The 13,575-nt window shown below is 36.4% G+C and carries 16 protein-coding genes; 10 read left to right on the forward strand and 6 right to left on the reverse strand.

From position 1 onward, the window contains the following. Nucleotides 1-14 precede the first annotated feature (14 nt). The gene (gene rsmH, locus AAY42_RS08015; protein ID WP_055394019.1) at nt 15-917 is read right to left on the reverse strand and encodes a 16S rRNA (cytosine(1402)-N(4))-methyltransferase RsmH; all 903 of its coding nucleotides are present in this window, start codon (nt 915-917) and stop codon (nt 15-17) included. Next, complete coding sequence (locus AAY42_RS08020) at nt 910-1,365, reverse strand: division/cell wall cluster transcriptional repressor MraZ (protein ID WP_055394021.1); 456 nt, start codon at nt 1,363-1,365, stop codon at nt 910-912. Before AAY42_RS08020 ends, rsmH begins: the two co-directional genes overlap by 8 nt. Before the next feature lie 266 nt (nt 1,366-1,631). On the opposite strand from AAY42_RS08020, the gene AAY42_RS08025 reads away from it, so the two are divergent. After that, nucleotides 1,632-2,396 carry an alpha/beta fold hydrolase gene (locus AAY42_RS08025; RefSeq protein WP_055394023.1) on the forward strand — a complete coding sequence of 255 codons (765 nt, stop codon included), beginning with the start codon at nt 1,632-1,634 and terminating at the stop codon, nt 2,394-2,396. Between the two features lie 4 nt (nt 2,397-2,400). Further along, on the forward strand, nt 2,401-3,009 hold the full coding sequence (gene yihA / locus AAY42_RS08030; protein ID WP_055394025.1) for a ribosome biogenesis GTP-binding protein YihA/YsxC: 609 nt from the start codon (nt 2,401-2,403) through the stop codon (nt 3,007-3,009). A 15-nt stretch (nt 3,010-3,024) separates the two neighbouring features. Here yihA and AAY42_RS08035 read toward each other — a convergent pair whose 3' ends face one another. After that, nucleotides 3,025-3,402, reverse strand: a complete 378-nt coding sequence (locus AAY42_RS08035; RefSeq protein WP_055394027.1) for a hypothetical protein — start codon at nt 3,400-3,402, stop codon at nt 3,025-3,027. 86 nt (nt 3,403-3,488) lie between these two features. On the opposite strand from AAY42_RS08035, the gene AAY42_RS08040 reads away from it, so the two are divergent. The 5 genes from AAY42_RS08040 (at nt 3,489) to AAY42_RS08060 (ending at nt 6,298) form a co-directional block, all read left to right on the forward strand. Beyond that, on the forward strand, nt 3,489-3,935 hold the full coding sequence (locus AAY42_RS08040) for a hypothetical protein (RefSeq protein WP_055394029.1): 447 nt from the start codon (nt 3,489-3,491) through the stop codon (nt 3,933-3,935). 145 nt (nt 3,936-4,080) lie between these two features. Beyond that, nucleotides 4,081-4,617: a hypothetical protein gene (locus tag AAY42_RS08045; protein ID WP_055394031.1), complete on the forward strand. Its 537-nt coding sequence runs from the start codon at nt 4,081-4,083 to the stop codon at nt 4,615-4,617. 154 nt (nt 4,618-4,771) lie between these two features. Then, nucleotides 4,772-5,149 carry a DUF2200 domain-containing protein gene (locus tag AAY42_RS08050; protein WP_055394033.1) on the forward strand — a complete coding sequence of 126 codons (378 nt, stop codon included), beginning with the start codon at nt 4,772-4,774 and terminating at the stop codon, nt 5,147-5,149. A gap of 135 nt (nt 5,150-5,284) precedes the next feature. Continuing rightward, the gene (locus AAY42_RS08055) at nt 5,285-5,716 is read left to right on the forward strand and encodes a hypothetical protein (RefSeq protein WP_055394035.1); all 432 of its coding nucleotides are present in this window, start codon (nt 5,285-5,287) and stop codon (nt 5,714-5,716) included. 87 nt (nt 5,717-5,803) lie between these two features. After that, nucleotides 5,804-6,298: a hypothetical protein gene (locus AAY42_RS08060; RefSeq protein ID WP_055394038.1), complete on the forward strand. Its 495-nt coding sequence runs from the start codon at nt 5,804-5,806 to the stop codon at nt 6,296-6,298. An 821-nt stretch (nt 6,299-7,119) separates the two neighbouring features. Here the strand turns inward: AAY42_RS08060 and gldC are convergent. Both gldC and gldB read right to left on the reverse strand, forming a co-directional pair. Beyond that, nucleotides 7,120-7,455, reverse strand: coding sequence for a gliding motility protein GldC (gene gldC / locus AAY42_RS08070; protein WP_055394043.1), 336 nt, complete (start codon nt 7,453-7,455; stop codon nt 7,120-7,122). Continuing rightward, the gene (gene gldB / locus AAY42_RS08075) at nt 7,455-8,444 is read right to left on the reverse strand and encodes a gliding motility lipoprotein GldB (protein ID WP_055394044.1); all 990 of its coding nucleotides are present in this window, start codon (nt 8,442-8,444) and stop codon (nt 7,455-7,457) included. The genes gldC and gldB overlap by 1 nt, the downstream gene beginning before the upstream one ends. 66 nt (nt 8,445-8,510) lie before the next feature. Here gldB and nadE point away from each other — a divergent pair, with 66 nt between their 5' ends. Beyond that, nucleotides 8,511-9,299 carry an NAD(+) synthase gene (gene nadE, locus AAY42_RS08080; RefSeq protein ID WP_055394046.1) on the forward strand — a complete coding sequence of 263 codons (789 nt, stop codon included), beginning with the start codon at nt 8,511-8,513 and terminating at the stop codon, nt 9,297-9,299. Between the two features lie 161 nt (nt 9,300-9,460). Further along, nucleotides 9,461-10,090, forward strand: coding sequence for a response regulator (locus AAY42_RS08085; protein WP_055394048.1), 630 nt, complete (start codon nt 9,461-9,463; stop codon nt 10,088-10,090). Nucleotides 10,091-10,145: 55 nt separating this feature from the next. Here AAY42_RS08085 and dnaG read toward each other — a convergent pair whose 3' ends face one another. Continuing rightward, a complete protein-coding gene (gene dnaG, locus AAY42_RS08090) occupies nt 10,146-12,119 on the reverse strand; it encodes a DNA primase (protein ID WP_055394050.1) in 1,974 nt (657 codons plus the stop codon). Between the two features lie 283 nt (nt 12,120-12,402). On the opposite strand from dnaG, the gene AAY42_RS08095 reads away from it, so the two are divergent. Continuing rightward, entirely contained in the window at nt 12,403-13,500 is a 1,098-nt protein-coding gene (locus AAY42_RS08095) for a leucine-rich repeat domain-containing protein (RefSeq protein WP_055394052.1), read from the forward strand. The last annotated feature ends 75 nt before the right edge of the window (nt 13,501-13,575 follow it).

Consider the following 13,575-nt stretch of genomic DNA (forward strand, 5'->3'; position numbering starts at 1 on the left):
TTGTTCTCTATATTCTAAATCCGTTCCGCTATGCGAAGTTTTGCACTTCGTGCTCGGTTATTCAATGTTATTTCATTGGCTGATGGCGTAATCAATCCTCCTACTTTTTTTAGTGGAACATTTATATTTCCATAGAAATCCTTTTCTGCTTCTCCTTCAAATTTCCCATCCCTGATAAATCGTTTCACCAATCTATCTTCCAGGGAATGGTAACTGATCAAACTTAATCGCCCACCTTCTTTTAAAACCTCTGGAGTTTGTTGCAAAAACTCCTTGAGCACGGCTATCTCTTGGTTCACTTCAATCCGTATTGCCTGATAAATCTGGGCCAAAATCTTGTTCTCTTTCATTTTGGGCAGAAATCGCTTCAAAACCAATTTCAACTGCTCTGTTGTTTTAATAGGAGTTTCCAATCTTGATTCAACAATGGTTTTTGCAATGGCATTTGCATTGCGCAATTCACCATATTGAAATAAAACCGATGCTAAACTTTCCTGGGAATATGAATTGACCACTTGATGTGCCGATAATTCATTGTTTCTGTTCATCCGCATATCTAAATCAGCGTCAAAACGAATTGAAAAACCACGTTCCGCTTCATCAAACTGGTGGGAAGAAACTCCAAAATCTCCTAAGATTCCATCAACTTTCCGAATGCCATAGAACTTTAAAAACTGTTTTAGAAATTGAAAATTCTGATTGATCAGTTGAAATCGGTCATCATCTATAGTATTTGCCAAGGCATCCTCATCTTGGTCAAATGCAAACAACCTTCCTTCACCACCCAATCTTTTCAATATCTCCTTGGAGTGCCCTCCGCCACCAAAAGTGACATCTACATAAACTCCATTTTCTTTTATATCCAATCCGTCCACTGATTCTTTCAGTAGCACTGGATTATGGTATGGACTAATCATCGTCAGCAAAAATCTCCTCCGCTAAGTCCGCGTAGTCTTTTTCACTCTCAGCCAAAATCTCCTCATACTTGTCCTTGTTCCAAATCTCTATCTTATCAAAAACAGCATTTAGCACCACTTCCTTTCCAATTTCGGCATAGGCAACCAAATTTTTTGGTATCTGCAACCTTCCGGTATCCCCATCAATCGAGACCTCTTTCATTCCCGCCACAAAGTTTCTCACAAAGGCATCATACTTTCTATTGATCTTGCTTTTCTTCAGTACCTTCTGCATCAACTCATCAAATTCAGTCTTAGGATACAACTCAAGACACTGCTGAAAAACGGACCGCTTTATTATAAAGCCATCGTTCAAAACGGGCAGCAACTGATTCTTTAAGGAAATAGGCAATATTACCCTTCCTTTGGTATCAGCTTTACAGTCATGTTGTCCTATGATATGGGTCACTAGAAATCAATTGGTTAGTAACTATAACTCAAATATATAGATTTTATTTCCACATTTCTCCACATAAAGACACATTTGTTAATAAATATTCCACTTTTCATACAAAAAGTGCTGTTTCCACTTAAAAATTGATTGTTCTGTCCGCAATTGGGATTTTTGAAAATTTTATCACGGATAGTATAAGTGATATTTTAGGGGATTGAAAACCTAGAATATGTGTGAGTTGAATTGCCTATATTTGCCCACTTAGGACCAACTAATCTTAGATGGAAGAGCAAATTATCGAGGAAGGTAAATACAGATATATTGAAATAGGAGAAGGTACTCCTATGATTATACTGCATGGACTCATGGGTGGATTGAGCAACTTCCAAGGGGTATCTGAATATTTCCCCTCAAAGGGATATCAGATCTTAATACCAGAACTCCCAATCTATGATATGCCAATGCTTAAGACCACCGTTAAGAATTTTGCAAAGTTTTTGGAAGATTTCATAGAGTTCAAGGGCTTAAAAGATGTAATCCTTTTGGGCAATTCTCTTGGTGGACACATTGGTCTTTTACATACCAAGATGTTTCCCAAAATGGTAAAGGCCTTGGTCATTACTGGAAGCTCCGGTCTATATGAAAAAGCAATGGGCGATGGTTATCCCCGACGTGGCGATTATGAGTTTATAAAAAAGAAGGCCGAAGACGTTTTTTACGATCCAAAAGTTGCCACAAAAGAAATTGTGGACGAGGTATTTGCCACCATCAACGACCGTATGAAATTGGTGAAGACCTTATCTATTGCAAAAAGTGCGATTCGGCACAATATGTCTAAAGACCTCCCCCATATGAATACCCCAACTTGCATTATCTGGGGCGAAAATGATACGGTAACCCCTCCTGAGGTTGCCAAAGAGTTTCATGAACTGCTCCCAGATTCAGATTTGTTCTGGATTGAAAAATGTGGTCACGCACCCATGATGGAGCATCCCGAGGATTTTAATAAAATTCTGGAAGCTTGGCTTAACAAGCGAAATTTCTAAAGCTATGAAAATTACTTCGGCCGAATTTGTAATGAGCAATTCCAATGTGGCCAAATGCCCCAATGAACCCTTACCGGAATACGCCTTTATTGGACGGTCCAATGTTGGGAAATCTTCTTTGATCAATATGCTCATGGAGCGCAAAAGTTTGGCCAAAACCTCTGGTAGACCTGGAAAGACCCAGCTTATTAACCATTTTAAGGTTAATGAAAATTGGTTCTTGGTAGATTTGCCCGGTTACGGGTATGCTCGGGTTTCCAAAAAAGATAAAAAGGTTTTTCAAAAGTACATTACGGAGTATTTTGAAAAACGCGAACAACTGGTTTCTGCTTTTGTTTTGGTTGATATTAGACATGATCCGCAACCGGTAGATCTGGAATTTATGGAGTGGTTGGGAACCAATGGCATTCCATTTGCGATAATCTTTACCAAAGCGGACAAGCTTAAACCAGCAGTGGTTGAAAAACAGGCACAGACCTATCTACAGAAATTATTGGATGGCGTTTGGGAAGAAGCTCCTCCACATTTTATTACATCATCTTCCAACCGTGCTGGGCGTATTGAACTGTTGGGTTATATTGACGCTATAAATAAAGAGCACTTTGCCTCTTAACTATATAAACGGGTTTCACTTTACCCGTTCCTTTACCAAATCAACCAATCCATTGGCTGTTTCCAACTGATTAAGTTCTTCTTTGGATATCAATATCTCTAAACCCTGCTCCCCTTCAATCAATACAATGGGAAAATTGAATTTATGCCCAAACTTACTGGCATATTTTTTTGCAAACTCATCCTTATGCAAAAATTCCATTTGAAGCTCGATCTCTTGTCTGAATTTTTTCCACGTTTTATTTTCGGTCATTACACCAAAGGTGATATCGCAAAGTTTACAATCGTATGTTGAAGGATTAAATACTTTATGCATACTGTCCATTAGGGCATTTCGCTTTCCCGAATTTGCATTGTATATGAAAATAAGTTTTTGGGTAATTTTCTCGTTCATTTTATAAAAATACAGTGGTTTTCTGGCAGAATGGAAGGATAATGATTTATTTTACAAGGATATAAATAAGTTAGGCAAAATTTAAAATGAACTCTTCAGTAAAGAATTATCAGAATCTTAATACAAAGCATAAGAAAATTATTTTCTATGCGCTTATTGGAGTATTAACATTAACTATCGGGCCTGTTGGAATAGGTTACACCGAAAATGATTTAATACTGAAGAACGGACAGTTGGAAATAACTGGATTATATGGAGAGGAAATTTCACCATCGGAAATTAAATCAATAGAACTGATAGATAAAAGGCCCAGTTTTCGGAAAAGAATCAATGGATTCTCTACAGGAAATCGGAAAAAAGGTTATTTCAGAACTAATGGTGGAGAAAAAATAAAAGCGATTATAAATTCTAACACTAAACCTTGGATTTTGATAACTAAAGAATCTGGGGACAAAATATACTTCTCTTCTGGTGGAAAATCCAACGGGACTATATATCTAGAACTGAAAAAAACTTTGCCTAACAAAACCTAAACGTAATGCGGACTTTAGGACTAAATCTAAAGGTCTGCGTATATTTATGAAGTCGTTAAATCTTATGGATTTAGCTTTGGACAAAACAAAAAAAAGCAAAACAATAAACTTTAGCTCAACCGTTGTAAGCCATTAAAAAACAAACGTGAAAGAATTTTTAAAAAAAATAAAACTCATAGAGCATTTGATAACAGATGTTGAAATTCAAAAAACTGAATTTGTAGCAAAGTTTAGACAACACGTTGATGAAGGAAGTACAGGAATGTTTTCTGACACTTTTGATGTTTTTTCTTCAAGCAAAAATGAATATAAAGGACAAGTTGGATATGAAGGATTCAAAATAAAGAGGAGGAGAAGATTTTTCGATATGAATATGAATTTAGCAGTCGCAAGAGGAACTTATAGACAGAGTAATGAAAAACTAATAATTGAAACTGAAATAAACGGATTTAGTGGAATGATGATTCCCTTTTATCTATTTGCAATTGTTTTTTATTCCATATTTATCGGAACATTTTTTATGACTGATAATATTGAAGGAAATGGTGCTGGATTTGCATTACCATTTATACTCATACACGCGGCTTTTATGTTTGGAATCCCCTACTTTATAATGAGGAAAAGCACAAAACGAATGAAGCACGAATTAGAACGTGAATTTTATTATATGACAAAAAAATAACGGCTTACAACAATGGATATAAGTAATTGCTTGTTCTCGCCTACTTACGAAAATCCTCGCGAATTTTTCATTTTGGGTTATACTTGCTAAGTTAACCACTATAACACGCAACTACTCATAGCCGATACCGCAGGCACCAATTAAATTAATCGATATGAAAGTTACAGCTGAAAAAAATGAAAAGCTTGCCACTATGATATTTGCATCCATTTATCCACATTACCTGAATAGGTTGGAGAAAAATGGAAGAACAAAAGAAGAGCTCAATCAAGTAATTGAATGGTTCACTGGTTTTGATCAAGATGCTTTACAAGCACTTATTGATGAGAAAGCAACCTTTAGAACATTTTTTCAAAAAGCTAAAATACATCCAAACGCACACCTGATCAAAGGAGTGGTTTGTGGTTATCGAATTGAAGAAATAGCCGATGAATTTGAATTGTATAAACAATGTAGACGCATGGAAAAGTTGATTGATGAATTGGCAAGAGGTCGTAAAATGGAGAAAATTTTGCGTGAAGAAAAAAAGTGAACACTCCTAAACTGCATTAAAGCATAGTTTATACAATTCAAATACATCAGTTTTCTGCCAGAATGGAGGGATAATGATTTATTTACATAGCAATAGACAAGTTGTGTAATAAGCTGAAAAATAACTTAATCAAAAATGAACAAAGATAAAAAATCAAAAAAAGGAAAAACAATCGGAATAATTGTCGGAATGATTGCTTTTGCATTATCATACTATGGGGTTCAACAACTTTTTAAGAAAGACTTGGAATCTGAATTGGAAAACGCTGCGTTGGAATTAAATAAGCAAACACCAATACAAGTTGACCAATTTTCTCGATTAGATAGTGCTTCAACCAAAGGAAAAACGAACTTCATTTATCATTATACACTTTTTGACTTAGAAAAATCAGAAGTGAATTTGGACACTGTAAGTAAATACATAAAACCGAGCTTAATTGAAAACATAAAAAATAGTCCTGAACTAAAATTTTACAGAGATAATAATATAATTATGGACTATAAATATTATGACAAAAAAGGTGCGCTAGTCACGAAAATTTCTGTAACTCCCGAATTATACAAATGATTAAAAGCCAGTTGCCAGCAATGTATAACCGCAATTAAGGAAGATTCAATTAACTTTCAACCACACTCAGCGCAATCAGAAAATACCATGAAAAACAATACCGCCCAAACCCCCAACAACTTTATCAAAACCTTATCCATCATCCATTTGGGGTTAATGATGGGTCCGGTTCTATTTGGTTTTGTGGCCTATTCCCAATCCGTAAATGCCATTCAAGATTTTTCCAACACGGAAGATGTATTCTTTATTATAGTCCCAATTGTGACCTTATCTGGAATTTTTATGGGGAATTTGCTTTTTAACAAGCTTTTAAAATCGGCCATCAAAGCAGATGGACTAAAAGCTAAACTAGCTGGTTTCCAAACCGCTTCCTTAATTCGATACGCGTTTATTGAAGGTCCTGCATTTCTTGGAGTGGTCGCATTTCAACTTACGGAAAACCTGACCTATTTATATATTGCCGGCGTCTTAATCCTATTTTTATACCTACTTAGACCCACAAAGGACAAAATAGAGCGGGGATTGGAACTTAGAGGTAAGGAAAAAGACCAATTCAACAACTTGGACCAACCAATTCCATAGCAGATTACTTTTTCAATTCGAGTTTTTCCGTCAATACCTTAAAGGTGATATTGCAAAGTTTACTTTCAGTAGGTTGAGCGACCAAATACTTTATGCATACTATCCACAATAGTGTTTTGCTTTCCTGAATTTGTATATGGATTAATTCACCAAGCATAGTCAAAATTGACAATAAGAAACCAACAACTCCATTATGGATTATATAAATATCAAGTCAAACTATATATCCTTTGCTTCAAACAATTCCATTGTCAATTAATAAGGAAATACCACTTATTTATGATGTCCTTTATAGATTTAAGAAAAACCAAATCATTCGATGAAAAGTCATTCCAACCAAAAAATAGTATGTGAATTTATCAGGAACTTATCCACTTTACATTTGGTCTTGATCGCAGGAGCATTTTCTTTTGGAATAACCGCCTATCGTGAAACTGAGCCCATATATTTTAATTTTCGGGAAATCGACAACCTATACCTTATTTTAGTCTGCACTTTTACATTAGTTGGTATTATTTTGGGGAACATTATTTTTATCAAGATTGTAAAAAATATTTCCAGAAAGTATAGTCTAAAACAAAGATTAGTTCAGTATCAAACTATATCGATAATAAGGTTTGTTTTAGTGGAAGCGGTTATTTATTTCGGGATTGTTGTATTTCTTATGAAAAAAAACTCAATTTTTCTATTATTTTCCGGGATTGGGATTCTTTACCTAATAATATTGCGACCAACAAAAGACAAAATAGAGCGGGGATTACAACTTAATGGTAAGGAAAGAGACCAATTCAACAACTTGGACCAACCAATTCCGTAGCGGATTACTTTTTCAATTCGAGTTTTTCCGCAAAATAATCGCAAAAATCTTTCATGGTAGCGGTCATCTTTTCATCTTGCGTGGCCTTCATAAAAGTATCTGCCATAGTAACCAGTGTTTGATGAAAAAAGATTTTCATCTCATCCACGGGCATATCCTTGGTCCATAGATCAATTTTTAAAGATTCCCGGTTCTTGCTATCCCAAACCGAAAGCATCATGGCCTTGGCTTCCTCATTGGCTATGCCACCATCTTGGGCTGACCACTTTAATTCTTCAGGAACCCTATTTTCATCCAGTCCCACAATCAGTTTTATTTCAGAAGTATGCTCTACCGCCATTATTTCTTTGGTTTGTAATTTGATTTCTTAAAAATTTCATCAGCAGGTAAGCTCAACAACTGATGTAAAGTAATATCATTCTTATCCATAAAGGCACGGACTATTTGCCATCCCACATACCTTCCCAGCTTACCGGGCGATTCATTGTCCAACTCCAATTGAAATTTTGAAAAGGGCGCCGGATCCAAAAAACGTCTATCCAAGTTGGGTTCTGAGCTGTACAAAAGTTCTCGCTCAATAAAATAGCGCCAAATCTGCTCTTCGTTGGCATTGGCCCATTCAATCTCTTCAGGGGTATATCCTATTTTCTGCGCATCGGGTAGTGTTGGAAGCAGTTTGTCTTTTAGGTACAATTCTTTACCATAATATATCATTCGCGATAAGAAAGAACGGTCCCTTGGATATTTGAGCACTTCTTTGGCAACGGCACTGGCCACATCCGAAGTTAAAAACTGTTTGTCCAGCCCCTTTGCAATATACCGTTGAATATCCCTATAAAAATGGTGGTCTTCCCCTAAATAATTATCCAAACCCAACAATAAAAGTGTATCCGCATAAATTACACGGTCGTTATATCGTACATCTGAGGTAAGGGTTACCACTTTTGGGGTTTTAAAGCCCGGGAAGTAGAAGGATACATGTTGAAACAACGATTCTAAATCTTCAGTTTGTTTATCAAAAGAGCCAAATACTTTTTCTACCTCTTCGGATAGTTCAATTTGAATGGTATCCGTCAATTTAGCGATCCATATACTGTCCGCAAACTGCTCCGGAAAAAGGTATGGGTATTTTGATTTTAGATTTGGTATGCTTTCTTGGGTTGCGGAGGCGAACTCCCTGTCAAATCTGTGAATGGAAAGATCTATCGGAACTTTGGATATCTGTTCCGCTGTTTTATCCTTCTTTTTGCACCCAGACAACAACAATACTGTTAGCAAAATTGAATAGCCAAATAAGGATAAATCAAAGTATTTCACCAAGCTTTTCATTTTTAACACTCCAGCGTTTAAATTTACAGGGCACAAAGGTAATTTATTGAATCTAAAAAGTAAGACATGCAAACTGAAAAGGTGATAGACCATATTGTAGACTGGTTAAAGGATTATGCAACGAATGCAAATTGCAAGGGATTTGTAATTGGTGTTTCTGGCGGAATAGACTCGGCCGTTACCTCAACCCTGTGTGCAAAGACTGGGCTTGATCTCTTGTGTCTTGAAATGCCCATTCATCAGGGAGAGAATCAAGTTACGCGAGCGGATAGACATATTGATTGGTTAATGGAGCACTTTCCGAAAGTAAATCGCCAACCTGTGAATCTTACCCCCGTTTTTGACAGTCTTGTTGCTGCATTTCCGAAAGTTGAAGATGAAGAGCATCGGTTTATGTCTCTTGCCAATACAAGGGCAAGGCTCCGTATGACCAGCTTATATTATTTTGCGGCCCTAAAAGGATATCTCGTTGCCGGTACTGGGAATAAAGTTGAGGATTTTGGAATCGGTTTTTATACCAAATATGGAGATGGTGGCGTGGATTTGAGCCCAATTGCCGACCTATTGAAGACGGAAGTATATGAGATTGGACGGGTATTGGGTGTTAACCAGGATATTATGGAAGCAGCTCCCACAGATGGTCTTTGGGGCGATAGCAGAACTGATGAAGATCAGATTGGTGCCTCATACCCCGAATTGGAATGGGCAATGAAAATGGATGATGAAGGAAAAACAATTGATGATTTTTCTGACAGAAAAAAAGAAGTATTCGGTATCTTCAAAAAGTTTAATACTTCTAACAAGCATAAGATGATTCCTATACCCATTTGTGAAATCCCAATGCACCTAAAATGACCATTCAACGCAAAAAACCCAGTCTAAGACGAAAAAAAACCCATAAATTCTAAGGTTTTAAGAAAAAAATTACAGTTTTACATTCTCAATTTGTTAACTTGCCTGCTACGCAACGTAAGTAATTAAGTACTAAACAAGATTAAGAACAAAACTCAAACCAAATGATAAAAGTATTAATAGCTGACAACCACCCAATAGTCCGACTTGGAATCAAACAAGTCCTTGAAGCTAGCTCAGATATTGAGGTCATTGCCGATGTTTCCACAACTTCGGAGCTTTTCGAAACATTGGAAAAAATTTCTCCTGATGTGGTAATGTTGGAAATGGATATACCAGAAATGAATGGTATTGCCGCCCTTAGAAAACTAAAACAAGAGTTCCCTAATGTTAAATCGTTGATGTATAGCGGACAGTCTGAAGATGTATATGCCTTGAGCACCATACGTGCTGGAGCATTTGGTTACCTTTCCAAAACAGCGGATCTAGACTACATTATCTCAGCAGTTAGAAAAGTAAGCGAAGGCAATATGTTTATAACCAATGAACTTGCACAGCGTCTGGCCTTTGATGAGGGTACTCAAAAACCAAGAAGGTTCTTTAGAAAACTATCTTCTAGAGAAGTGGAAGTATTAAAGCTTCTTGCCAGTGGAAAACGTAACAAAGAAGTTGCGGAAGGACTAAACTTGAATGAAAAAACGGTTAGTACCTACAAAGCGCGACTAATGAAAAAGTTGAATGTAGATAATTTGGTTGATTTATTACAACAGGCCAAAGCTTTAGAGTTATATTAAAATAACCATTACAAACTTTTGAAAATCCCGGACACTTTGGTTCGGGATTTTTGTTTTAGGAAAGTACCCTGTTCAATTTGGCGTTCAATAACTTATTCAACTGCAGATAGTTGACAATTTCCTCCAAAACTTCTGAATTATCCCCATTGTTTCCTTCCGTACCCTTTTGTAGTTTTTGAATTCGAGTTTTAATTAGATTGCAACGTAGGGTCAATATGGTTTCTCCCACCAATTGTGCAATACCTTGTCCCTTTTCCTTTGGATATATTTCCTTTCTTTCCCAATCATGCAACACATAACGTTCTTCTTCCATTAAAATGGAAGATACCTCACTCACCATTTCTTGATTCAGGTTTGCTATAAATGTGTTTACTGTAAATTCTTCCCGCTCATTTAAATCTTCAATAAGCTTATAATAAATAGTCCTGAATTGGGTATTGGTAAGTTCAATTTCATCTTCTTGAAGATCTAAATATACTTTTTCATAGACCTTGGCTTCAATCTTTTCAGGTTCCAATACCAACTCCCCCTCTTCATTCTCCTTTAGCACCAAATCTTCAAATTCCTGTTTCAGATTTCCGTACAAAAGGAGCATTTCAATAATTTTTCGCTCCAGCTCGTATTGTACATCAACCTTTTCTACAACCTGGTCATTTTTTACAACTTCGAAGGCCTTTTGTTCTTGTTTTATTTTTTTACTCGCCTCTGCAAAGCCCTTTTTGTCAATTTGAGCCAAGGTATCATATAGAACCTCTTCAGAAATCTCCATTATTTTGGCGCATTCCTGAATATAAATTTCCTTTTTAATACGATCGGGAATCTTACTGATACTATTGACAATATCCCTAACGGTATCTGCTCTTTTTATTGGGTCGTTGGCTGCTTCCTGTGCTAATAGGGATGTCTTAAACTGAATAAAGTCCTTGGCATTTTCATCCAGGTAGAGTACCAAATCCTCATAGCTATTGTTTTTGGAAAAACTATCTGGGTCTTCCCCTTCGGGGAAAGTGCACACCTTTACGTTCATGCCCTGTTCCAAAATAAGATCAATACCCCGAAGTGAAGCGCGTAGACCTGCTGCATCACCATCAAAAAGTACCGTAATGTTTTTTGTTAGCCTATTGATGAGTCTAATCTGTTCAGGGGTCAAGGCGGTTCCACTAGATGCCACAACATTTTCAACGCCTCGCTGATACATTTGAATGACATCTGTATAGCCCTCAACCAAGTAGCAATTATCTTCTTTGGCAATGGCCTGTTTTGCAAAATAAATGCCATAAAGAACTTTACTCTTATGATAAATTTCGCTTTCCGGCGAATTTAAATATTTGGCTGCCTTCTTGTCATTGGTCAAAATACGGCCACCAAAACCAAGAACCCTACCACTCATGGAATGGATAGGGAACAGTACCCTTCCTTTGAATCGGTCAAACTTTCTCGGCTCACCCGTAGTCTGTTCCTTAACAATTGTCAAGCCTGTTTTTTCCAAAAACTCCAGTTGGTATCCTTTGTCCAGTGCCGTTTGGGTAAATGCATCCCATTGGTCCAGACCATATCCCAATCCAAACTTTCTAATGGTATCATCCGTAAAACCACGTTCTTTAAAGTAGGTTAGTCCTATAGCCTTTCCAGGTTCGGATTCCCACAAAATTTCTGAAAAATATTTTCGGGCATACTCCGAGACGAGATACATACTTTCCCTTTCGTTGGCCTGCTCCTTTTGTTCATCGGATTGCTCCGTCTCCTCAATCTCTATATTGTACTTTTTTGCCAAATACCGAATGGCTTCAGGGTACGTGAAATGTTCGTGTTCCATCAAAAATGCAACTACATTCCCTCCCTTTCCACTACTAAAATCCTTCCAAATCTGTTTTACGGGCGAAACCATAAAACTTGGGGTGCGCTCATCTGAAAAAGGGCTTAAGCCTTTAAAATTTGAGCCTGACTTTTTCAGTTGCACAAAGTCACCAATAACCTCCTCCAAACGGGCGGTTTCATATACTTGGTCTATAGTGGTCTTTGAAATCAATATTGTAAGGTAACGAGCCTTTAAAGGTAGTTAAAAAATGAATTTTTTGATAAAGCCGTTTTAATCAAATCAAAACTATCATCCATCAATCGGATAAAGGCTACCCACAAAGATTCACATATTTTGGATTCGTGTAAACATGTAAACGTCAACGGATTCAATTTCTAAGGCTTTTTATGTGTCATTTGTTCATTTTGCCCGTAAGAGCACCATCATAAGAATTTGACAAAATGTACTGTTTTCAACGAACTAGACCTACAGGTAATTTTCCAAAAAGAAGAAAATGCAAAAAATAGTTTCTTTGGGATTTCTATTTATTCTAGTTCATTTTACCATACATGCCCAGAAAGAAGGAATTGATGTTAAAATAAGTTCACACTCTTTTATAATATACCATATAAATCCGGATGCCATTAAGGCCATCAACAGCATGCCGAACAAACAAAATAGAAAAGTAGTAGTCGGTAAAATGATCAGTCAATCAGAATTTGATATAATCTGTGAAAAATTAAGTTGGATAAGTGAATTGGAAATTGCCAGACATAACGAGCAGATTAAAAACATTTCAGCAATTTCTAATTTAAAATCACTTCAAAGACTCAAAATCAATACCTCCAAAGCCTCTAAAGAATCTCCCATTGACCTCGGGCCTCTGCAGAATCTTTCTTTATTATCCACACTTGATTTTTATGGAACCCATGTTACAAATACCGAGGCATTGGGCAGTCTTAATAAGTTACAAAATATAAGCTTTTATAAAAGTGCAATCAATTCCATTTCCTTCCTTGAAAATACACCAGAAATTAGGCAACTCTCCCTTTATGGTTTTGAACATACGTTTGAAGATTATCGACCAGTGGCAAACTTAAAAGAATTGAAGTCATTAAATATTTACATGAACGAGCAAGCTATTGATCAGAAACTCGTTTTTTTGAAATCCCTTAGCAATCTTAGACAGATTAAAATGTCGGATAATCCAAATTTGACTTCTCTGGATTTTTTGGAGAACAACTCCAATATGGAAGAGATTCATGCTTCCTGGTGTACCGGCCTAAGTGATTTCTCGGCATTGACAAACATGAAAAAACTGAAAATTTTATTCCTTAGATCTACCCAGTTGGAAAATCTGGATATGTTAATGGGCATAACCACAGTTACCAATATTGATATATCAAAAACTAGGATTAAGAATATTTCCTTTCTAAAAAACTGTTCAAACCTCAGTTCCATTAAAATATCGAAAACACAAATTAAAGATATCTCACCCCTTTTCAATTGCAGAAAATTAAAGAGAATTGAATTAAGCTCTAACATTCCAAACGAACAGATAAAAAGACTCAAATCGTTAAACCCGAAAATGAGGATAAGGGTACTGGATTGACGGTCAAACTTTCAATACTACGTTTTCTAAAACTACTCATACTATTTAGTACCTTAGAAACACAAAATAGTAACC

The sequence above is a fragment of the Flagellimonas eckloniae genome, assembly GCF_001413955.1.
Classification (GTDB): Bacteria; Bacteroidota; Bacteroidia; order Flavobacteriales; family Flavobacteriaceae; genus Flagellimonas; species Flagellimonas eckloniae.